Origin of the sequence: Levilactobacillus fujinensis, from assembly GCF_003946335.1 — a bacterium.
Taxonomy (GTDB): Bacteria; Bacillota; Bacilli; order Lactobacillales; family Lactobacillaceae; genus Levilactobacillus; species Levilactobacillus fujinensis.
Map to the genome: position 1 here is coordinate 82,036 of NZ_RHNX01000006.1, position 22,152 is coordinate 104,187.

General features: G+C 47.3%; 23 protein-coding genes. 4 read left to right on the plus strand and 19 right to left on the minus strand.

Going from position 1 to position 22,152, the window contains the following annotated elements:
• Positions 1 to 212: 212 nt before the first annotated feature.
• The 3 genes from EKM89_RS03720 to EKM89_RS03730 form a co-directional block, all read right to left on the minus strand.
• Positions 213 to 1,178 (minus strand): aldo/keto reductase family protein, encoded by a 966-nt coding sequence (locus EKM89_RS03720; protein ID WP_125685816.1) that lies wholly within the window; start codon positions 1,176 to 1,178, stop codon positions 213 to 215.
• A gap of 144 nt (positions 1,179 to 1,322) precedes the next feature.
• Complete coding sequence (locus tag EKM89_RS03725) at positions 1,323 to 2,222, minus strand: MFS transporter (RefSeq protein ID WP_125685817.1); 900 nt, start codon at positions 2,220 to 2,222, stop codon at positions 1,323 to 1,325.
• Between the two features lie 6 nt (positions 2,223 to 2,228).
• Positions 2,229 to 2,654, minus strand: a complete 426-nt coding sequence (locus EKM89_RS03730) for a MarR family winged helix-turn-helix transcriptional regulator (RefSeq protein ID WP_125685818.1) — start codon at positions 2,652 to 2,654, stop codon at positions 2,229 to 2,231.
• A 320-nt stretch (positions 2,655 to 2,974) separates the two neighbouring features.
• On the opposite strand from EKM89_RS03730, the gene EKM89_RS03735 reads away from it, so the two are divergent.
• Complete coding sequence (locus EKM89_RS03735; RefSeq protein ID WP_125685819.1) at positions 2,975 to 3,391, plus strand: cytidine deaminase family protein; 417 nt, start codon at positions 2,975 to 2,977, stop codon at positions 3,389 to 3,391.
• 129 nt (positions 3,392 to 3,520) lie between these two features.
• On the opposite strand, the gene recO is transcribed toward EKM89_RS03735, so the two are convergent.
• The 7 genes from recO to EKM89_RS03770 form a co-directional block, all read right to left on the minus strand.
• Positions 3,521 to 4,315 (minus strand): DNA repair protein RecO, encoded by a 795-nt coding sequence (gene recO / locus EKM89_RS03740; protein WP_125685820.1) that lies wholly within the window; start codon positions 4,313 to 4,315, stop codon positions 3,521 to 3,523.
• Between the two features lie 26 nt (positions 4,316 to 4,341).
• The gene (era, locus tag EKM89_RS03745) at positions 4,342 to 5,247 is read right to left on the minus strand and encodes a GTPase Era (RefSeq protein WP_125685821.1); all 906 of its coding nucleotides are present in this window, start codon (positions 5,245 to 5,247) and stop codon (positions 4,342 to 4,344) included.
• A 9-nt stretch (positions 5,248 to 5,256) separates the two neighbouring features.
• On the minus strand, positions 5,257 to 5,658 hold the full coding sequence (locus EKM89_RS03750) for a diacylglycerol kinase family protein (protein ID WP_125685822.1): 402 nt from the start codon (positions 5,656 to 5,658) through the stop codon (positions 5,257 to 5,259).
• Positions 5,636 to 6,124, minus strand: a complete 489-nt coding sequence (gene ybeY, locus EKM89_RS03755; RefSeq protein ID WP_125685823.1) for an rRNA maturation RNase YbeY — start codon at positions 6,122 to 6,124, stop codon at positions 5,636 to 5,638. The genes EKM89_RS03750 and ybeY overlap by 23 nt, the downstream gene beginning before the upstream one ends.
• Complete coding sequence (locus tag EKM89_RS03760) at positions 6,124 to 7,110, minus strand: PhoH family protein (RefSeq protein ID WP_125685824.1); 987 nt, start codon at positions 7,108 to 7,110, stop codon at positions 6,124 to 6,126. Before EKM89_RS03760 ends, ybeY begins: the two co-directional genes overlap by 1 nt.
• 145 nt (positions 7,111 to 7,255) lie before the next feature.
• On the minus strand, positions 7,256 to 7,606 hold the full coding sequence (locus EKM89_RS03765) for a GNAT family N-acetyltransferase (RefSeq protein WP_125685825.1): 351 nt from the start codon (positions 7,604 to 7,606) through the stop codon (positions 7,256 to 7,258).
• 141 nt (positions 7,607 to 7,747) lie between these two features.
• Positions 7,748 to 8,194, minus strand: a complete 447-nt coding sequence (locus EKM89_RS03770; protein WP_125685826.1) for a GatB/YqeY domain-containing protein — start codon at positions 8,192 to 8,194, stop codon at positions 7,748 to 7,750.
• 261 nt (positions 8,195 to 8,455) lie between these two features.
• Between EKM89_RS03770 and EKM89_RS03775 the strand changes: the two genes are divergently transcribed.
• Positions 8,456 to 9,487, plus strand: coding sequence for a zinc-binding alcohol dehydrogenase family protein (locus EKM89_RS03775; protein WP_125685827.1), 1,032 nt, complete (start codon positions 8,456 to 8,458; stop codon positions 9,485 to 9,487).
• A gap of 63 nt (positions 9,488 to 9,550) precedes the next feature.
• On the opposite strand, the gene rpsU is transcribed toward EKM89_RS03775, so the two are convergent.
• Entirely contained in the window at positions 9,551 to 9,739 is a 189-nt protein-coding gene (gene rpsU, locus EKM89_RS03780) for a 30S ribosomal protein S21 (RefSeq protein ID WP_011667518.1), read from the minus strand.
• A 179-nt stretch (positions 9,740 to 9,918) separates the two neighbouring features.
• Between rpsU and EKM89_RS03785 the strand changes: the two genes are divergently transcribed.
• Positions 9,919 to 10,746, plus strand: a complete 828-nt coding sequence (locus tag EKM89_RS03785; protein WP_125685828.1) for a pyruvate, water dikinase regulatory protein — start codon at positions 9,919 to 9,921, stop codon at positions 10,744 to 10,746.
• A gap of 388 nt (positions 10,747 to 11,134) precedes the next feature.
• Here EKM89_RS03785 and EKM89_RS03790 read toward each other — a convergent pair whose 3' ends face one another.
• The 8 genes from EKM89_RS03790 to hisS form a co-directional block, all read right to left on the minus strand.
• Positions 11,135 to 12,064 (minus strand): deoxyribonuclease IV, encoded by a 930-nt coding sequence (locus EKM89_RS03790; protein WP_125685829.1) that lies wholly within the window; start codon positions 12,062 to 12,064, stop codon positions 11,135 to 11,137.
• 1 nt (position 12,065) lies between these two features.
• On the minus strand, positions 12,066 to 13,283 hold the full coding sequence (locus tag EKM89_RS03795) for a CDP-glycerol glycerophosphotransferase family protein (protein WP_125685830.1): 1,218 nt from the start codon (positions 13,281 to 13,283) through the stop codon (positions 12,066 to 12,068).
• A gap of 19 nt (positions 13,284 to 13,302) precedes the next feature.
• On the minus strand, positions 13,303 to 14,112 hold the full coding sequence (locus EKM89_RS03800; RefSeq protein ID WP_125685832.1) for an ABC transporter permease: 810 nt from the start codon (positions 14,110 to 14,112) through the stop codon (positions 13,303 to 13,305).
• 18 nt (positions 14,113 to 14,130) lie between these two features.
• Positions 14,131 to 15,246 carry a CDP-glycerol glycerophosphotransferase family protein gene (locus EKM89_RS03805; RefSeq protein ID WP_125685870.1) on the minus strand — a complete coding sequence of 372 codons (1,116 nt, stop codon included), beginning with the start codon at positions 15,244 to 15,246 and terminating at the stop codon, positions 14,131 to 14,133.
• A 353-nt stretch (positions 15,247 to 15,599) separates the two neighbouring features.
• Complete coding sequence (locus tag EKM89_RS03810) at positions 15,600 to 16,475, minus strand: YitT family protein (protein ID WP_125685834.1); 876 nt, start codon at positions 16,473 to 16,475, stop codon at positions 15,600 to 15,602.
• Positions 16,476 to 16,587: 112 nt separating this feature from the next.
• Entirely contained in the window at positions 16,588 to 17,115 is a 528-nt protein-coding gene (gene msrA / locus EKM89_RS03815; RefSeq protein ID WP_125685836.1) for a peptide-methionine (S)-S-oxide reductase MsrA, read from the minus strand.
• 278 nt (positions 17,116 to 17,393) lie between these two features.
• Positions 17,394 to 19,181, minus strand: coding sequence for an aspartate--tRNA ligase (gene aspS, locus EKM89_RS03820; RefSeq protein WP_125685872.1), 1,788 nt, complete (start codon positions 19,179 to 19,181; stop codon positions 17,394 to 17,396).
• 25 nt (positions 19,182 to 19,206) lie between these two features.
• Positions 19,207 to 20,502 carry a histidine--tRNA ligase gene (gene hisS / locus EKM89_RS03825; RefSeq protein WP_125685838.1) on the minus strand — a complete coding sequence of 432 codons (1,296 nt, stop codon included), beginning with the start codon at positions 20,500 to 20,502 and terminating at the stop codon, positions 19,207 to 19,209.
• Positions 20,503 to 21,284: 782 nt separating this feature from the next.
• Here hisS and EKM89_RS03830 point away from each other — a divergent pair.
• Positions 21,285 to 22,136 carry an N-acetylmuramoyl-L-alanine amidase gene (locus EKM89_RS03830; RefSeq protein WP_125685840.1) on the plus strand — a complete coding sequence of 284 codons (852 nt, stop codon included), beginning with the start codon at positions 21,285 to 21,287 and terminating at the stop codon, positions 22,134 to 22,136.
• The last annotated feature ends 16 nt before the right edge of the window (positions 22,137 to 22,152 follow it).

A 22,152-nucleotide genomic window follows, 5' to 3' on the forward strand; every position in this document is an offset into this window, starting at 1 on the left:
AGCTTTTCACTATTTACTCTATTGCTCGAACTTCTTTGGAAAGCGGTTTAAGTTCAATTAACTTATTACTTAGCACGGTCGATTTGACTCACGCAAGGTCCGGTAATTATCTGACGTCAGGACCGATTAGCTCCGGTAAATCTTCCTTCGCAATTTATAAAAAAGCACATCCAACGGCTCAATCTGAGCGGCCAAATGTACTTTATCAACAGTTAAATTTCACGGAAAAATTTCTTAAACCCAAACAACTTGTTGATACGTTCTTCATACGCTGTGGGAATCTTCAAATCAACCGCCTTCAAATTGTTCTTGAGCTGCGCCGGCTTGCTGGCCCCAACGATCAAACTGGAGATACGCGGATCCCGCTTGTCCCACGCCAAAGCAAAGGTCGCCAAATCTGTGTCCAGTTCTGCAGCCATTTTGGTTAATTCCGCAATCTTTGCAAAGTTTTCCGGAACCAATTGTGCTTGCAAATCGGGTTGGAACGTTCCCCGGGATCCAGCCGGCGCGGGTTGCCCTTGCCGATATTTTCCGGTCAATAGGCCTTGTGCCAACGGTGAAAATGGCACGATTCCCAAGCCCATTTCACCACACAAATCAATCAGTTCGTGTTCAATGTAGCGGTCAAACATGTTGTACTCTGGTTGAACGACCGTGATTGGATGGAGTCCCCGTTCCTGAATAATCAATTCCGCCTTCAAAATCTGCACCGGCGTCCACTCACTGACCCCGTAATACAAGATTTTTCCTTGATCGACCAGGCCACTCAATGTCGTTAGTGTTTCCGCTAATGGCGTCTGGGTGTCGAATCGATGACAAAAGTACAGGTCCAAATAATCTACTTGTAAATTGATCAACGATTGGTCAATGGATTCCGTGATGTGTTTCCGCGATAATCCGCGGTCATTAACACCTTTGCCAGACGGAAAATAGACTTTGCTTGAGATGACCAGCTCTTTACGCGAAAATTGTTGTAGGGCATTACCCAAGAACCGTTCGGCACCGCCGCCACTGTAAACGTCCGCGCAGTCGAAATAGTTAATGCCATTCTCATAGGCTAGCTGGACGCTCTGCGCTGCTAGCTCCTGTTTAGTGGTATCACTGACATCCGTTAACCAGCTACCTAATGCTAATTCGCTAACCCTTAACCCTGACCGGCCTAACTGTCGATACTTCATATGTAGTCGCCCCTATTCATTGTAAAACAATAAGAATTCAATTAGAAAATGATATGAAGTTAGTTTACCACGACTAGTATCGTTGGGCCAATTATTCAGTCAAACCGGGTCTTCTTTGATTGTACGGACTCTTTTCAAGTTTTTTTAAGCAAGGCCACGGTGATTCTCCCAGTAGACCACAACAATTACCGGAAGCGTGACTGCCATAACCGGATACAACCACGCCCATGGCAGATACGTCGTAATCACCCCTGCTAGCATGGGGCCCAAGGTCATTCCCAGATCAATACCAATATAGAAGGTACTATTTGCCAGGCCCCGGTCGGCCTTAGGCACCAAGGTTAATGACTTGGCCTGGCAAATAGAAAACATCAGACCATATCCGGCGGCGAGTCCAACCGCACCGACAATCAGCATCACCCAGTTGTCCATGTCAGTTAAACCGATGATTCCAATCAGATTACAGCCAAGGCAGATCCAAAAAAATCTTTTAAACGGTACTCGGTCAAAGGCATCACGCAAGATCAACCGCATCGCTAGCAAAACCAACGCGTAAACCGGGAAAAACGCCCCTGCCGGAATCGCAAACCCGCGATGAAAGACGTAGTTGACGATGTAGGTTTGTGTCGCGAAGTAGGGCAACGAAAAGAGGAGCAGAATGGCCGCGACTGGGACAACTTTAGGCTGCACTAACCGCATCTTAGGGTGCACTGTCCTATTTTTTCGATAATCGGGATGGGGCACACTTTTATCTCCTACAAACTGAATCGTGATCAACAGAAGGATAATAAATCCGGTCGCCACCCAACCGATCGAACTCAACCGATACTTCGAAAAACGATCGGTTAAATTTCCTGCCAACGGTCGTAAAATTAACGACGTTAGATTCATCATTCCAGCAACGATTCCCGCTAAAACACTGTTTGCCCCAACATTATTTGAGAATCCTGCAATAATTGGGTTGACCAACATGGGACTCATCAAGAAGAAAAAGCTAGCGGCTAAAACCAACTTAACGTCCTTTGTATATAAGCGTGTCTTCACACAACCTCAGTTCCTTTCCAAATTCTGACCAATTCGTGCGAGCATCGCTAATAATTGTTGCTGCTCGGTGAGCGTGAAGCCGGTAAATAGCTTCTGACTGGTATGCTTAATGTGTGTGTCTAGCTGTTGGCACTTTTCTAATCCCGCAGGCGTAAATCCCACGAACTTCGATCGCCCATCATTTGGATTGGAAGTTAGTTCCAACAGCTGTCGGTCGACTAGCCGCTTAACAATTAAACGAGCCGTTTGATGGGTAATCTGTTGGCGTGCCTTAAAATCCGTAATGGTACTTTGCGGATGATCTGCGAAGTACCGTAACGCATCGGCTTGTTCACTAGTTAAGTCCAAGTGCCGCACGAATAGATTTCGTTGATGACGAATCTGTCGTCCCAGCAAAACAAGTTTCCAGGAAACCAGTTGATCACTGTTCATCTTTCTCACCTCTAAGCCTAATTATACAGCTAGCTGTGTAGATTTAAAAGTTTCTGACTGATTTTCTGTTTTGATCATCGTTTGAAAGCAGATGCAATAACTGGTGACAGACTGGACTTTTCATTTTCTAATTTTTCAAAAAAATGACTCCCCATCCAGCAGAATCATGCTCTAACTGCCTATATTGTTTTCACTACACTAGTGCTCCCCCGTTATAGTCCAGATTTAGTAACGCCGTCTATTTTTAAATTTGAACTATTCCACCACACTGAGCAGTTGTGTGCTAGACTTAGCTTTAACTTTACTTGGAGGTGACCTTTTTGGATATTTGGGAACAGCTCTACCAAGCAGCTAAGCCGCTCTATCACCCAGAAGCCGTTAACGATTTTCTTTACGCACACAACGTCGTCTGTGCATTGCAAAGTAAGTCTGGAAAAATCTACACGGGATTTTGCATTGAAGGTCTATCCGGCACGATCAACCTCTGCGCCGAACGGGTCGCCCTGCTTAACATGTACACGACTAGCGGTGAAACCGAAGTCAAACGCCTCATCGCCTTTCGCGACGCACCACCAACGGGTATCAGCGGTATGCCCTGTGGCGTCTGTCGTGAAACACTCCTACAGTTTTCCACCAGCAATCGTCATACAGAAATCATGGTCGATTACGACACGCGTCAAACAGTCGCACTTGGGTCACTCCTTCCGAACTGGTGGGGCGACATCAAAACAAACTAACCACCGGACGTCTTTAACACTACCCAATTTTTTCTTTCGGACAAGGACTCAGCATATTTCTTGCCCAAAAAATGCAGTTCAGACGACTCACAACGAGTCAGTCTGAACTGCATTTTTTCAATGTCACTATTATTCTGGCGAGTCATCAGTTGGTGGCGTCATCAACCGCGCCGACCAGGACTGCATCTGATCCAAAAAACGTTTACTCTTAGGATGCACACCAATCTGACTGCTATAGATTTCATCCATCAACTGGCGCAAAGCGTGCTCCGTTTGTGGTTTGACGTTGATCGTGTGTAACCGATCTAAATCCAGCACGGAGAACTGCCGCAAATAATAAATCGTCCGTTGATTCACATGTAACCGCCGGGGATCTAACTGCCAATGCTGCTGGCACAACAGGCCACCATAACTTTCCGAATAATCAAACGGTAAGTCTGTTCGACCACATACGGCACACCCTTGCAGCTGGGGCGCCACCCCAAAGGCCGGCATCAGCTGAATCTCCATGATATTCGTCACGATGGCCGGATTGACCGCATCATCGATCAATGTCAGTGCCCGTTCCACCCGATGATACCAGTCTGGCAACGGTTGACTATCCGGAAATGCCTGATCAACGAGGCTCATAATATACGTCGCGTAGGCGTTCTTAAAGATATCCGTACTGATATTTTGAAATTGACTCGTCTCACGCGCTGTTCGAATGTAAGATAAGCCGTCATCCGCAATGTCGCCCACGTAGCTTCCCATGGTAAACGGCAAAATGTCCGCCACCATTTTAAACCCGCGCTTCTTAGCGCCCCGTACCAGAAACATTTTTTTCCCGAACTCCGCCGTTAAAAACTTAATCAAGAAATCGCGTTCGGCATAGTCCCGACGAAAAAGGAGGATGCCGTGAAAATCAGTCACATTACGTGCCACGGCTCATCCCTACCCTCTCTTGTTGTTTATAAGTCGTCTTTTCGGTAGCCATAAGATTTCAACAAGGTTGACTTGTCACGCCAGTTTGGTTGGACCTTGACCCACAATTGCAAGTAGACTTTGCTACCAAGCAGGTGTTCAATGTCGCGGCGAGCCATCGTTCCAATCTTCTTGAGCATGCTTCCGCCCTTACCGATCATAATGCCTTTTTGTGTCGGTCGTTCCACAATGATCGTCGCTTCAATGTGGACATGATCTTCATCCTTTTGTTTCATGCTTTCAATCTCAACGGCAACAGAATGGGGAACTTCCTCCCGCGTCAACATGAAGATTTTTTCTCGAATCAGTTCACTGACTACGAAACGCTCTGGATGATCGGTCACTTGATCTTCCGGATAATACTGTGGTCCATGCGGCATTTCAGCGATCAACCCCGAGAGCAGTTCATCGACGTTATTACCTTCCAATGCAGAAATTGGATAAACGGCCTTCCATGGCAATGCCGTTTTGTACTGCTCCATGATTGGCAACATGTCATCCGGCTTAACTTGATCGATCTTATTGATCAGTAAGTAAACCGGTGCCTTGATTCCCTTCAATCGGTCGATGATAAAGTTATCACCGGCCCCACGCTTTTCAGCTGCATTGATCATGAATAAGACCGCGTCGACTTCGTTTAACGCGGACATGGCCGACTGCACCATGTAGTCGCCCAACTTACTCTTTGGTTTGTGGACTCCCGGTGTGTCAATAAACACAATTTGGGCTTCATCCGTCGTGTAAATTCCCTGAATCTTGTTTCGAGTCGTCTGTGCCGTATCCGACATGATGGCAATTTTTTGACCAATCACCCGGTTTAAAAACGTTGATTTTCCAACGTTAGGGCGACCAACGATGGCCACGAACCCTGATTTATAATTTGGATTATCCATTTTTTCCTCCTAGAACCAACGACCGAGGGCTGGCAACATCACCAACGCCCCGACGATTACGGCAAAAATCGCCGCCATTAAGACACCACCAGCCGCGATATCCTTAGCTCGTTTCGCTAGATCATGATAGGTTTCCCCCACAATCAGGTCCACGACTGCCTCCACGATGGTATTCAACGTTTCAGCAATCAGTACTAAGAAAATAGCCAGCACTAGCCACAGCCATTCATTTAATGTTAGTCGCAAGATGGCTCCAGCAATTACCGCCACAGTTCCCACGACTAAGTGCTTACGGAAATTACGTTCATAACGAAATAGCGCCCGCAGGCCATCCCACGCGTGACCTAATGACTGACGAAAGGCGCGATTCTTCCCGGTTTGTTTCGACTTATCGCTTAAGGCCATAGGCATCCAAAATGTCGGCCTGAAGTTTGAACATGACTTTTTCGTCCTCAGGCTTCATATGGTCATAGCCGTTTAGATGCAGAAAGCCGTGGACCACGAGAAAACCTAATTCCCGTTCGTAGGAATGGCCCAAGTATTCCGCTTGTTCTTCAACCTTATCCATGGAAACAAAGATGTCACCGATATTTTCGGGAATCTCGGCAGTCATTTCTTCGTCCATTACCAATGGAAAGTCATCGTCGGCATCTTCATCATCTTCGATGGCAAAACTGATAACATCGGTCGCCCGGTCGACACCACGATATTGCTTGTTGATTTGGTGAATGTCCTCATTATTCATTAAGGTCACGGACATTTCCGTGTTCTCAGCCAACTCTAGATACTTGCCGGCATATTCTAAAACATCTTTGATCATGTCAACATGCTTCGTTGGCACGCCATCTTTTGTCTTATCGTAGATCTCTAAATCCATTATTTTTTAGCTCCATTTGGTTTAGTATCGTTGGCTTCGTAGGCATTGATGATGCTGGCCACAACTGGATGCCGGACCACATCGTCTGAATTGAAGGTTACAAAGCTGATGTGCTGGACATTTTGCAAAATGTGTTGGGCCTGAATCAACCCAGACTTGGCGTTGTGCGGCAAGTCAATTTGGGAGATATCCCCGTTAACAATCATCTTTGAGCCAAAGCCCAAACGCGTCAGGAACATCTTCATCTGCATATTCGTCGTGTTCTGCGCCTCATCCAAAATGACAAAGGCAGACTCTAATGTCCGACCACGCATGTAGGCTAACGGTGCAATTTCAATGACTCCCCGGTCCATCAACCGCGTCGTGTGTTCCGCCCCTAAAATGGCGTATAACGCATCATAGATCGGCCGCAGGTAAGGATCAACCTTTTCCTTCAAGTCCCCGGGCAAGAACCCGAGACTTTCACCGGCTTCAACGGCTGGTCGGGTAATAATCAGCTTTTCAACGTCCCCGTGCTTCAGCGCCGCAACCGCCATAACAACCGCCAAATACGTTTTCCCGGTACCGGCCGGGCCAATCCCAAAAGTAATGTCGTTATGTTTGATAGCATCGATGTATTGGCGTTGACCAAAGTTTTTAACCCGTACAGCACGGCCCTTGGCATCCTTGATCAAAGTTTCCGTGTAGAAGTCTTTAAAATACGTCAACGTCCCCTTATCGGCCATTTTCATGGCACTGATGACGTCGGCGCTGTTCAGTTTGATCCCCTTAGCAAGTAAGTCGCTCATGTTCCGTAAAATGGCCAACGTGTGGTCAACCGCATCTGCGGCCCCAGAGACTTTGATTGAATTGCCGAAAGGCTTAATGGTCACCTGTTGTCCCTCTTCGAGGATGGTCACAAATTGATCCTGTGCGCCCAGCAGACCAATTTCATCTTCTGGTCGTTCCAAGATATATTCTTTTTCAATCGTTGTGTTTTCAGTCAAATACGGTGGCTCCTTTATTTTTATTTAGGTATACTGATAGTCAAATTTTAGCATACTGCCGCGGATTGTAAAAGGATTCGACGCGAAAAGCCACTCTATGCCACCTTTTTCTCCCACGACTGGCAGTCAGCGCTTAGTTGCCAGGTCAGTTAGTCAACCTAATCGGTAACTCCAAAACGAGTCGGTCACGCAACGTCAGGTCCTTTTCAATGATGATTTGCTGATAGTTTTTCGTAAAGTAATCTGGTTCGACTGCGACCACGCGGAATCCGGCTTGCTGATGCAAACAAAGCTGCCTCAGACTAGTCGTTCCCGTCACAATCCGAATGGTCCGATAACCATGATCGACCGCCCACTGCCGAGAAAACTCCAGCAGCTGGTGGCCGTAGCCATGCCGTTGCTTTTCTGGAACGACCGCAATGTTCATGACCTTAGACTGGGAACACAATACCGGCCACGCGTAAATCGTGTTGAGTGGTAAATACGTCGCAATCATTTGCTGGTTGGAATCCGCTAACAGTAAGAGCTGATTTTATTCGATAGTTGGTGTCGTCACCTTTAGATAGGTCAATACCATATAGTCGTTCCTCCATTTCACCAAAAAAATCGCCACGATAAATTCGCAGCGACTTTCGGCTTACTTGTTCAACTGAGCCTTAACGGTCTTGTTGACAATGGCACCATCGGCCTTGCCCTTAACCTGAGGCATCACAACGCCCATGACCTTACCGAAGTCACCCATGCCACTTGCGGAGACCTTAGCAATGCTGTCCGCAACGATTTTAGCAACTTCATCTTCGCTCATTTGCTTAGGCGCATATTTTTCAACGATGGCAATTTCAGCCTTAACGCCTTCAACCAAATCATCGCGGTTACCCTTCGCAAATTCTTCCATGGATTCCTTACGTTGTTTCATTTCACGAGAAACCACCGTTAACTCTTCGTCAGGGGTCAATTCATGACCTTGCTTGACCTTTTCGTTAGTCAAAGCTGCCTTCATCATCCGGATGACGTTCAGTGATAACTTGTCGTGCGCCTTCATGGCCGTCTTTAAATCAGTATTGAGTTGGGTTTCTAAACTCATTTCATTTCCTCCTAAAATCTATAGTTATTACTAAGTCTACACCTTATCTTGCCACTCGTCAGGTAAAGTTACCTTAAAGGGGTCCCCTCAGACGTGTCGTTTGTGCCTGTACCACGGCGATAAAGCAACAGTTTCACTTAACCCTTCACTTATTAACTAACATTAACAAATCAGTTAGGATAATAGCTCACAAATAGGACATAATTGTTATTTTCGTGCGAATCGGTTACGCTAGCCCTAATCAAGAAAGGAAGTCTTGTTATGACCGATATGCGGGCCATCGGCTTTACTCAGAATTTACCACTTACAGACGAAAAAAGTTTCATTGAATTCTTTGAACCCAAGCCTACGCCAACGGGTCACGATATTTTAGTCAAGGTAATTGCCACCTCGGTTAATCCCGTTGACACAGGAGTACGACGAGGCACACAACCCCCACTAAAGACACCCAAAGTAATTGGCTGGGATGCTTATGGCTCGATAGAGGCCGTAGGAGATGCTGTGACACTATTTCATCCCGGCGACCGAGTCTTTTACGCCGGCTCCTTTAAACGCCCAGGAACGGACAGCGAGTATCATCTGGTCGACGAACGGATTGTAGGCCACGCGCCTACTAGCTTAACGGCCGCTCAAATTGCTGCAGTGCCGCTAACTTCTTTGACGGCGTGGGAAGCCCTATTTGAGCAAATGCATCTGTCGATTGACGATTCCGCTGCTAATGCCGGCAAGACCCTCCTAGTCATCAACGGTGCTGGCGGTGTCGGGTCCATGGCAACCCAGTTGGCTCATCTCGCTGGATTGACGGTCATTGCCACGGCTTCCCGACCAGAGACCATCGCCTGGACAAGGGACCACGGTGCAGATGCCGTTGTTAATCACCGCGAGGACCTGGTTTCCCAGGTCAAGGCACTCGGCTATCCCACAATCGATTATATTTTAGAGCTCAGCAATCTCAACCAGCACTGGAACGAGATTGTCTCGTTGATTGCGCCCAGCGGAACCATCGTCTCCGTCACCGGTAATGATACCCCCATTGACTTACGTGCTCTGAAACAAAAGCGGGCAACTTTCTCCTGGGAGTGGATGTATACCAAGTCCTTCTTCGAGACACCTGACATGATAACGCAACACCAAATTCTTGAACGGATTCGTGAGTTATTGGACGCTGATAAATTAAAGTCGACGTTGACCAAAACTTTTACGCCCATTAGTCCTGACAATCTTCGTGCAGCCCACGCGTTGGTCGAATCCAACCGGATGATTGGAAAAGTCGTCATAACCAATGAAAAATAGCGTATAAAAAAACTCAGGACACGTAAATGTCCTGAGTTTTTTTAGTTAAATTGCAAAAAGAGCTTAGAAACGCTTCTTCTTAGCTTTACGCTTACGCGCAGCTTCTGATTTTAACTTTTTCTTCACACTTGGTTTTTCGTAAAATTCACGTTTACGGTATTCTTGTAAAGTACCGCTACGGGAAACCGTACGTTTGAAGCGCCGAAGAGCGTCGTCAAAAGACTCGTTTTTGCGAACGACTGTCTTTGCCATATAAAATTCCCTCCCTCCGAGCACAAGTAATAACGTCGGTTGGAATTTGTCCACCGGCGTAACGGTTCTTAACTATTATACATAAACACCCAAAGTACGTCAATAATGCCAGCAAATAAAATTTGAACCGTTTTCGTCTACGGGTTAAACTAGAAGAAAACGTCAGAGGAGTTGCCCACATGCCGCAAATCAATATTTTCGTCATATCTGATTCATCTGGTGAGACTGCGCTAACCGTTGCCCAGACTGCTGTTTCCCAGTTTCCTAGCGTCAAGGCAAGTTATCAACGGTTTCCTTTCATTCAAACCGATTCCATCCTAGAAGGAATCTTAAATCTAGCCAAGAAGCAACGAGCTATGATTTTTCATACTTTAGTTAATGCAAAATTAAGTCAACACGTTCGCGAATTTGCTACCGCTAATCAATTACAGCAATTTGACTGTATCCAACCAGCTATGGCCGTTCTCCACAATGCAACGGGATTAGACCCCGTGGGCGTGCCTGGACTGGTCCACAACTTAAATGACACGTATTTTGACCGTATCGCCGCCATGGAGTTCGCTGTGACATATGATGATGGCAAGGACCCCGCCGGCCTTCTAAAGGCTGACATCGTCATTTTAGGCGTCTCACGGACCTCTAAGACCCCCTTATCCTTGTTCTTGGCCAACCGGAATCTCCGAGTCGCCAACCTACCGCTGTCACCGCAGACACAATTACCCCAGGAGCTTTGGCAGGTTGACCCCAAGCGAATCTTTGGCTTGACCAACCGGCCAGAGATTTTACGTAAGATACGGCAAGAGCGGATGATTTCTTACGGATTGCCCGCCGACAGTGCTTATTCCGACACACAAAAAATTACGGAAGAACTCGACTATGCGACAAAACTTTATAAAAAAATTGGTTGTTTAGTCATCGATGTTTCCAACAAGTCAATTGAAGAAACGGCAACATTGATTATGGAAAGCGTGGATTATGATTTGATTCCCCATCCTTTAGCTGATTAACCACCAAACTAAAAAGGAGATGAGCATGTGACTAAATTTGGTCACATGCTCATCTCCTTTTTAGCTATCGTCTAAAGAAAGTCAAAACGTTTCCCTTACTCTTGCGGCCGTATGAATTATCACCACTAAATTAGTGGTACTGGTCGCACTCCGGCTCTGATTGTGCCCGTCAATTCCGATCACTGAACCCCAAGTGGTTGCTAAAGTTTAAACATAATTCAACAGCGTTTCTGGCGGCATGGTCCATGTTGCCTCAGACCAATTACGTCAGCCCATATCTGCCAGCCAGTAAGGCGATGTCTGGACTAAGTTGCCCAATTTTAGTCTCAATATCGTTGTGACAACAGTCATGATGGCATTTTAGGCCTTTCAACTTTCTTGTCTTTAATTAGCGTGTTAAAAATTCATCGACCGGTTTCTCGGCCAATACATCGGCCTCTAAATCTGGATTAAACCGCTGGGCCTTCAGCATGGCCACTTCATAGCCATGTGGGTTGACCCCATGTTTCCGGTCGGGCCCCATCACAGGTGTCTCCATAATTTTAGGCACCGCAGTGAGTTGGGGATGATGCGCTACGGCGTTCAAAACGTCAAAACCCAACGTCCCCAGACCAATATTGGTGTGCCGATCTTTATGACTACCCTGGGGATTTTTCGAATCGTTCAGGTGAATAACTTTCAGTTTATCAATCCCAATGACATGATCGAACTCATTGAGCACCCCATCAAAGTCATCAGCAATTGCATACCCTGCATCACTCGTATGACAGGTGTCGAAACAAACGGACAAGCGGTCATTAGTCGCCGTGGCAGCCATAATCGCGGCCAATTCTTCAAACGTCCGTCCAACCTCGGTTCCCTTGCCTGCCATCGTCTCTAGGGCAATCTGAACCGGCTCCTGGCCCGCACTCAAAATTTCGTCAAGGCCCTTCGCAATTTGTGCAATGGCCGCCGGTGCGCCAGCACCAACATGTGCTCCCGGATGGAGAACAATTTGTGTCGCTCCCAAGGCCGCTGCACGCTGAACCTCAGCCGTTAAAAATCCAACCGCAAACCCATAATTTTGCGGTTTTACTGTATTCCCTAAATTAACCACGTACGGGGCATGAACCACGACGGCACGTTGGTCGTGAGCGGCCATGAAGGCCTTACCCGCTTCAATGTTCAACTCTTCAATGGGTTTACGGCGTGTATTTTGTGGCGCCCCAGTATAGATCATAAAAACATTTTCGCCAAAGCCGGCAGCTTCTTGCGCCGAACCCAGCAGCATGTCCTTCCCCTTCATACTAACGTGTGAGCCGATTAAAAATTCTGCCATCTTAATCTTCCTTTCCACTAAGAATCACTTGGACAACTTGGTGACTCGCCGTCCCGTCTTCCCACTCACAAAATTTGTGGTAGAACGCCGCTTGCTGGTCACGATAGTCGATAAATTCACCAACAGTTTGCCAAACGTCAAGCTGCTGGTAAAAGGCCGTAGCCGTCGTCACCAGTGGTCCTGGAATCTCCCGTTCGTAGTCGAAGTAAAACCCGCGCAGTTGATCGCGGTAGTGGGCCAAATCATAGGCAAAAAATAGCTCTGGTCGTTTTAGATTAGCAAAGTCAAACATGACTGAAGAATAGTCCGTAATCAGCAGATCTGAAATCAGATAGAGTTCAGCAATATCTGTATCGGCCAACACTGTGACCCGGTCCTCAAAGCCATGAATATCAATGGCATCTTTGACCAAGTAGTGTGGCCGAATAATCAACCGTGTCTTAGCTGGCACGTGCTTGAAGAACTCACCGAGGTCAAATGGCAGGTCAAACCGATAAACTCCCGGCCGAACCGCCATGTCGTCTCGCCAGGTTGGGGCATACGTCACGACTGGTCCCGCCACCGAACCCAACAGCTTCTGTTTCAGCTGCTGAATCTGATCGTTACTAGTCGTATACAACACATCGTTGCGGGGATATCCAACCGATAAGAACCGATTACGAAAGCCAAACGCCGACTTAAAAATATCCTGTGAATACTGGTTCGGTGCAATCAAGTAGTTCCAGCGATTAGCGGCTGTGACGAACTGCTGGTGATAGTCGGCCGTTGTGGTTCCCGGAATCGCAACATGTTCGATATCAGCACCTAACTTTTTAAGTGGTGTGCCATGCCAAGTCTGAATTATTTGTGTCCGCCGGTTCTTGCGCCACCAATTGGGGAGTCGCGAGTTTAAGACCCAGAACTCGGCACGGGCCATCAGGCCGACCCACCGCGGCGTGAAGCGCTTGACCAATTTGATCTGCGGGTATTTTATCTGTAACGCCGAATACTCCCTGGGTTTTACGCTAAAGTACGCCGTCTGCGCATACTCCGGGTGAGCTGCCACCAATTCACGGTAGATGGCTGCCGGATTGTCATTGACATCCTTACCGTTAAAACTTTCAAATATCACGAGCCGTCGCTTTATGGGTAAACAAATAAGCCCATCGTTCAACACGATGAGCCCATAGCGAGCAACGAGCTTCAATGACTGAATAATGTGACTTGAACCATTCGCCATTTGAGGTTGCTCCTTTCAATTAGATTAAATCAACGAAGCGTGACCGGAACTTGTAATGTAGATGTGAACCAATCAGCAACACGAAGAACACGAACATCCAGAACTCCAACGTTAGCATTGGGTGTTGCCAGAACCAACCAGTCCCAATGAAGGACTCCCGGAATCCATTAACGATGTAATAGTAAGGATTCAATTCGAGCAAATGGACAAATGGTGCTGGGAACGACGTGGTGACAAAGTTAAACAGCACGCCAGACACATAAAATAACATCCGCATCACGGACTGCAACAAAATGTGGTAATCCCGAACCAAGACACTGATACATGAGTTTAAGACGCCTAGGGCCACCAATAAACAGATCATCGCAAAGAAGTAGTAGATCCACTGAAACCAAGACACCTTAGGATATACGCCGTTCAGCAGACCAATAAAAATGGAGAAGACCATCATCGTCCAAAAAGAGCTCAAATTGCTGACCACTTTAATCGTTGGTAATGCCGATACTGGGAACTTCATTTTGGCAACCATGTTGACCCGTTGGTAAATACTCTTAGATGCATCCAACGTTGCTCGGTTCATGAAGAACCAAGGCGTAATTCCGATAACCATCCATGGCAGGTAACCGACACCATTTAAGGGTTGACCATGTTTTAACCCAACACCGAAGACTAACCAGTAAATTGCGATTTGAATCAGCGGATATAAATATTCCCACGCCAATCCTAAGTAATGACTCTGATAACTTGCTTGATCCTCATACCGGGAAATCCGAAAAATAATGCCGATACTCGAAATTTGTTCTTTGAATAAGGTCATGACCTCTTTCAAGGCACTGCACTCCTTTAATTAATCAGTTAATAGCGCCACGTACCGCGCTACGACACGGGTCGTAGCTTGGCCGTCGTTGGCACTATTCCAATGTTGATTGAATTGTGTAAAGTCAGTTGGCGCATCCGCAGCGATTGCTGCCGCCAAGTGCTGACTGTCGACTAGTGCCCGACTCGGCAGCCAATCGTATAAATCGTCCTGCACCCCAGGATCTTGCGAGTACGTCGGCAGGTCGAACAGATAAAACAGTAAGCTGTGCGCATTTGGCAAGAGACTGTAATCGAAGGCAACGGAAGAATAGTCCGTCACCACGGTCTCCGCCACCGTCAATAATTCGGCCGTGCTTAATTGCTGAGCCACTACAACCTGTTCACCCAGCTGTGACTGTAAGTTTGTCGCTTGGTCCGCTAACACAGGATGTAACTTGACGACCACCCGTGCCTCAGAATCCGCGCGTAATGCTTGGGCCAGTCCGGTCGGTGGTGTAAACATCGCACCATCACGATAAGTAGGCGCATACAAGATAACCCGGTGTCCCGTTAATTCCGGAGCGAGCCGGGCAACTTTAGCCTGGGCTTGTGCCACCCAATCGGTATCGTTTAGTCGATCTGACCGCGGATACCCCAACACGTACATCCGGTCTGCAGGGACGCGATAACTCTTCGAAAAAACCGCTCCCATCGCCGCAGCTCCCACAACGTAATCATCAAACTGATCATACACAGCTTGAAAACGCCGCTGATCACTCTGTGAGCGTTGCCCCGTTGTGGGATCGTCCCAGCCGAAACGTTTGATTGCGCCCGCCGCATGCCACATTTGCACGATACGCATTCGTTTTGGATGGTGCAATCCGCCCAAGAAAGCATAGTAGTTATCGCAAAATAACACGCGCGCCCGCATAATGGTCGGGATGCCTTTAAAGACAAATTGAAGATCATCTCGAAACGGATGAACGCTAATTCCGGCCGCGGCTAGCTGTTTAGCGGCCACTTCGTATGCTGGCCGATAGAAAACCACCAACGATCGATCGGCTGGTATCGCCGCAGCTAAAGCCTTAATGAAGGGCAAATTGTCTCCAAAACTCATCAGGTAGACCACGTTACGCTGGCGACGACCCGCACACAGTAGCGACATTAGTCGTACTAACCATAAATAAATCTCTTTCACGTTAATCACCAATATCACTTATTTTTCGCTGTCCATAACACCGAGAATTATACCACATCTCCTTAAAGAACCTAGAGATTTTTAAGAAGCTTTAAGAAACACACTCGAAATGCTCTCGAAAAGAAACGAGTCTGGGAAAAAACCCAGACTCCTTTGATATCTCCGAATTTATATTGCTGAAACGTGGGACAAAAGGCAGCTGACTCCGCTTAAAACTGATAACCAAACAATCCAAGCCCGAGATTATTCGGTTATCAGTCTTAATACTCGCCAGCTAATCGCCTTTTGTCCCACTCTCGTTGCGTACTAACCCATTGTAACTACCATTTTGGCTCATAAAAGTGACCGAGAACCTTAACCGTATCAGAAATGCTGACAAAGGCTTTTGGATCAGCTTCTTCCATAGCTGTCTCTAAAGCATCCATTTCGTAACGCGTAATCACGGTAAATAGAATCGTCTTTTCGTCATGCCGATAAGCCCCTTCTGCCCCGTGGACAATGGTAATTCCCCGCCGCATGTGGTTTTGAATGCTATCAATCACCGTCTTGGGCCGATCGGTGATGACCATGACCTGCATCCGCTGTTGTCGCGTAAAGGTCATATCGATTACCTTGGCGTTGACAAACAAACCCAGTGCAGAATATAGGGCGTATGGCCAGCCGTAAACAAATCCGGCACTAATGACGATCAAACTGTTAAAGGCAATGTTAATGGTCCCCATGCTCCGACCCGTTTTTCGCCGCAACACGATACCAATGATATCCAACCCACCGGTCGAGATTCCATTTTTCAACGCAAATCCCGTCCCAAATCCATTGACCGCACCCCCAAAAATCGCACAGATAATAGGGTCACTGGTTAAGTGAACCGGTTGAATCACACGAATCATCACCGACGCAAACAGAACACAAATAAAGGTGAAGACCGTGAAAGACTTTCCAATCTGCTTCCAGGCTAGGAAGAACATAGGAATGTTGATCAAAAACAGACCCAGGGCCGTTGTAATATGAAACGTCCCCAACCCAGCCGTCAAACTATTAACCAATTGGGCTAACCCAGTAACTCCGGAAGAATAAATATGACCAGGCGTCCAGAAAAAGTTCACCGCAATTGACACTAGGACTCCGTAGAAAAAGGCAACGGAGAATTTCGCCGTATAGGTATGCCGTTTTAACAACTGCTGCACATCATCCATGATTTAAATACCGACCTCGCTTATATCGTTAATTATCCTTTATACTATGCTCGGCTTAGTATAGCATTTAATCGCCGTCACGGCCACGACAAATACCGGGTTTTAACGACTTCTAACCTTTCTGCCAGTGACTTTTGACAAAGTCTTCGCGGCCGCCGGCTTCCTCAGTCGCAAACCGTTCCGGATTCTTCTTGTAAAATTGTTGATGCCGTTCCTCGGCTGGAAAAAACGGCTGAACAATCTGAACCTTAGTTACGATGGGCTGGTCAAACTGTTCGCGTTCCTGTAAAGCGGCCTTAGATGCCAGCGCCATTTGGGCCTGTACCAGACTGTTCACGAAGATAATTGGCCGGTAGTTGCTCCCACGGTCCTGAAACTGACCAGCATCGTCGGTCGGATCCGTTTGCTGCCAATAGAGATCAACAAGCTGCTTATAACTAACTCGCTGCGGATCAAACCAAATTTTGACGGCTTCCGTGTGTCCCGTCCACTGCGCTTTAACCTGCTCGTAGGTCGGATTCGTGACAAAACCACCCGTATAACCGGACAACACTTTTTTAATGCCGGGAAATTCATCAAACGGTCGCACCATACACCAAAAGCAACCGCCAGCAAACGTTGCAGTTTCAATCTCATCCATATAATCACTCCATTTTCTAATGTATTCATTACACGACTTTTTAAGGTGACCGTCAAGTCCCCACTGACTTAGTAGAAAACTTAGCTCGTAGATTCAGCATTTTCAAGACTTCAAGTTGAACTCACCCCGTTTTGGCCCATATCTGCCAGCCCATAAAGCGATAACTAGACTAGGTGGTGTTGGCGATCTTTCAGATTCTTTTAATAAAAAGAGATAGCCACAATCAGTCAAAATTGACCGACTACGACTACCTCCAATTATCTTTCAAATTCGTTTAATTAAGCCTCAGGCTTGTCTTCGTCCGCAATTAGTAGGTCGAGATCAAGCAACTGCTTGTCGGCAACTGTCGATGGGGCTTCAGTCATTGGTTCCGTAGCCTTCGAGTTCTTAGGGAAGGCAATCACATCGCGAATGTTGTCGCGCTTAGCTAACAAGCGGGCAAACCGATCCAGTCCAATAGCCAGACCACCATGAGGCGGGAACCCGTAATCCAAAGCCTTTAAGAGGAACCCAAACTGCTTTTCAGCCCGTTCAGGTGTAAATCCTAAGGCCTTCAACATCTTCATTTGGAGTTCGCGGGTATGAATCCGAATAGATCCCCCACCTAATTCCAAACCGTTCAAGATGATGTCGTAGCTTTGCGCGTACGCCTTGTGTGGGTCTTCGCCATCGTTTAAGAAATGGGCATCCCCTTCGGCTGGCATCGTGAATGGGTGATGGGCAGGAACCCACCGCTTCAGGTCGACATCGTAATCGAATAGCGGCCAGTTGATGATCCATAGAAAAGCCCACTTGTTTTGGTCGATCATGTCTTGCTCCTTGGCAATGGCAACCCGCAGATAACCTAACGTTTGGGCAACGACCCGTTTGGAATCGGCAGCAAACAGCAACAAGTCACCACTCTTGGCACCAGTAACTTCGGTGATCTGTTTGAACCAATCGCCTTCCTTGAAGAACTTCGCAATAGGACCGCTGAAGCCATCGTCGGTAATCTTCATCCAGGCTAAGCCCTTAGCACCGAAACGTTCGATGTATTGGCCATACTTATCAATGTCCTTGCGGCTGTACTTGTCAGCACCTCCAGGAACAGCGATAGCTTTAACTTGGCCGCCGTCAGCAACCGCACCAGAGAAGACCTTAAAGTCAGTATGTGCCATGACAGCCGACAAATCCTTCAATTCCATTCCGAAACGCACGTCGGGTTGGTCGGTCCCAAAGCGGGCCATGGAATCATCCCAATCCATTCGGTCGAATGGCAACTTAACATCAACGTTCAAGGTATCCTTCATGACCTTAGCAATCAAGCCTTCAGTCAGGTCCTGAATTTCTTCAGCCGTTAAGAAGGATGTTTCCAAGTCGATCTGTGTAAATTCAGGTTGACGGTCACCACGCAAGTCCTCGTCACGGAAGCAACGGGCAATTTGGTAATACCGGTCAAAACCAGCACCCATCAACAGTTGTTTGAACAGCTGTGGCGATTGTGGCAACGCATAGAAGTGTCCCTTGTAGATCCGAGAAGGGACCAGGTAATCTCTAGCCCCTTCAGGCGTTGATTTCGTTAAGTCTGGAGTTTCGATGTCGATAAAGCCGTTCTTATCAAAGTAACTGTGGACGGATTGGACGATCCGATTCCGCAATAACAGTGACTTTTGCATTTCTGGCCGGCGTAAATCTAGGTACCGGTACTGGAGCCGCAAGTCATCAGAAGCGTTCACGCCATCTTTAATTTCAAATGGTAATTCCTTCGCCTTGTTCAGTAGATTGATTCCAGAGACCCGGACTTCAACCTTTCCAGTCTTCATATCTGGATTAACTTCTTTGGGTGCCCGTGCAACGACTTGTCCTTGCACTTCGATGACGTATTCGCTACGTAAATGTTCAGCGACGTCTAAAGCTGTCTTACCATATTCTTCACTGAAGACTAATTGAACGATGCCTTCGCGGTCACGTAAGTCGATAAAGATCAAGCCACCCAGGTTCCGGCGCTTTTGCACCCAACCCTTTAAGACGATAGTTTGGTCAAGATAGTGTTCGTCAACCAAACCAGCGTAAGTGGTCCGTTTCAAATTCTTTTCCATTTATTTTCCCCTCTTATTTTGCCGTAAACTTGGTTGCCACGACGTTTTGGAAATCTTGATAAATGTCAGCCAATGGCACGCTGACCTCTTCACCACTGGCCATTGACTTCAAATTAGCCGTTTGGTTGGCCAATTCTTGGTCCCCAATGGTCAAAGTGTAAGCGGCGTCTAACCGATTAGCCGTCTTGAACTGGGCCTTAGGCTTGCGACCCAGGTAATCCCGGTCAGCCGTTAACCCGGCCGTCCGAATGGCTTGGACAAGTTTTAACGTTTCCAGTGAGGTGTCATCGCCGATTCCCACAACGTAAACATCCAACGGATGGTCATTGGGAACGACAACCTTTTCAGCTTCCATCAGTAAGACCAGACGTTCAACCCCTAAACCAAAACCAACACCGGACATTTCGGGACCACCCAGTTCTTCAACCAAGCCGTTGTAACGACCACCGGCCAGAACGGTCGTGTAGCCTTCACCCAATGCTGGTGAATCCGCCATGATTTCAAAAATCGTGTGATTGTAGTAGTCCAATCCCCGAACCATGGTGGCATCAACGTCATAGTCAATGCCTAGTGTATCCAGGCTAGCCTTAACCCGGTCAAAGTGCACCGTGGCTTCTGGCGTCAAGAAATCCAGAATCGATGGGGCATCAGCAACCAGTTCTTGGTCATGCTTATCCTTGCTATCCAAGACCCGCAATGGGTTCTTGTGTAGCCGGACCTTAGAGTCATCACTCAACTCATCGAAGTGGGGTTCCAAGAAGTCGATTAGAGCCTGACGGTAAGCCGCCCGCGTGTCTTGATCACCTAACGTGTTCAACGCTAAGCGCAAGTGTTTCAAGCCCAATTGACGCAATAGGTTCATCCCTAAGGCAATGACTTCCACGTCTAATTCAGGCGCGTCACTCCCGAAGGCTTCGACCCCAATTTGGTGGAACTCCCGTTGCCGACCGGATTGTGGCCGTTCGTAACGAAACATGGGCCCCATGTAGTAGACCTTATAAGGCTTAGTGGTTTCTGGACCATATAGCTTATTTTCGACGAAGGCCCGGACGACCCCGGCAGTCCCTTCAGGGCGAAGGGATAAGTGTCGATCCCCCTTGTCCTTAAAGTCATACATTTCCTTGGTCACGATGTCGGAGGTATCCCCCGAGGTCCGTGAAAAGACTTCAAAGTTTTCAAACATTGGCGTCCGAATCTCTTTAAAGCGGTAGTTAGCGAACAACTGACGGGCGGTGGCTTCAACGAATTGCCAGGTCTCGGAAGTCCCTGGTAAAATGTCAGCCGTTCCCTTTGGTCGTTGATAACGCATGAGCATTCTTCCTCTCTTCGTTTGCAGAAAACAAAAAACGCCCCTGTCAATTGACAAGGGCGCAGGTATGCACGGTACCACCTTTAATAAAGTTCTCTGCAGGATAACGTTGCAAACGAATGACGACAAGCGCCATTAGCCTCAAAAGTGTCTTCAAAGTCACACCGTTAGTCGCTCTCAGCTACGCGACCTCTCTAAAAGCGGGCTTTCTTTTACTGTTCTCTCTCATCGGCAATCTATTTTATTCTTCCTAAGAATACTGAAAATGGCTTGAAAAGTCAAGGCGTCCTAAAAAATATGCGGGACTGTTTAAAGATATGTCGGCTGTGAGATAGATCTTGAACACTCGCACGCCACTCATCTGAGATAGCCAACTAGCACATTTCCCACTAGTTTAGGAGAAACTCCAAGGGTACGACTCGAAAATTTTAAGGTTTCAAGCTGTGCTCGCACTGTTTTTCTAGCTCATATCTGCCAGCTGGAATCACGTCGTTAATCTTGGTCTCATAATCGTCGTTACAACGGCCATAATCACTATTTTAGAACGTTCGACCACCTTAACTACTGAGATTAAAGTGTTACTGCATAATCAGTTTTGCTCATGGAACCCCCCCTAGCAAAAATTAACATCCTTGCTGTCTAAAATATCTCTATAAGCATTTTAGTCACAGTTACCACTGCCCACACTACAATTATTTTAACCTGCCTTACCACCATAATTTAACCAAGTCGCAATTTCTTTCGTGGTATAATTGATTCTAATTTGACGAAGGAGACACAGTATGCACTTTAAACCTCAAAACTGGGTGGGCTTGGTCACCAGCCTCGCCATTCTCTTAGTAGCTGGCGGTCTGCTCTTTGCCTTTACTCAGCACAACGCCGTCACCGCCACCGTTAGCAATTTGAACTTGCGTGATGGCCCAGGACTGACCTATCAAGTGACCCATAAAGTTAAAAAGAATAGCCGCTTAACCATTTTAAGCGAAAAGAATAATTGGTATCATGTGCGCGATAGCCATAACCATTTTGGCTGGGTCGCCAGTTGGTTAGTTGATCACCCGGGCAATCTCAAACGGGCTACGAACCTATCAGAAGCCACAATTGTCTTGGATCCCGGCCATGGGGGCAGCGACTCAGGCGCCCTGTCGATCGACCAGAAACACGACGAGAAGACCTACACACTGCAATTAGCAACCAAGGTGGAAAAACTCTTACGGGCTCGCGGTGCACACGTCATCATGACCCGTTCAAGCGACAAAACCGTCAGTCTGGCAGACCGACCGGCACTCGCCAACACCAATCAGGCCAGTGCTTTTATCAGTTTTCACTTTGACTCGGCTCCTAGTGACAACTTAGGCTCTGGAACCACGACCTACTACTATCACCGTAAAACATCCTACGAATTGGCCAAGGACGTCAATTCCCAAATGAACGATCTCCCGCTCACCAACCGGGGCGTTGAATTTGGCAACTTTGAGGTCATTCGCGACAACAGTCGGCCATCATTGCTGCTGGAAATGGGCTACATCAATACCAAGAAGGATTTCACTGAAATTCGCAACAGCACCTACCAGCAACACGTGGCTACTCGCGTCGTTGCCGGTCTCAGCCAATACTTCAAGTCAGCATCTTAATTTTTAGAAAGAAGTG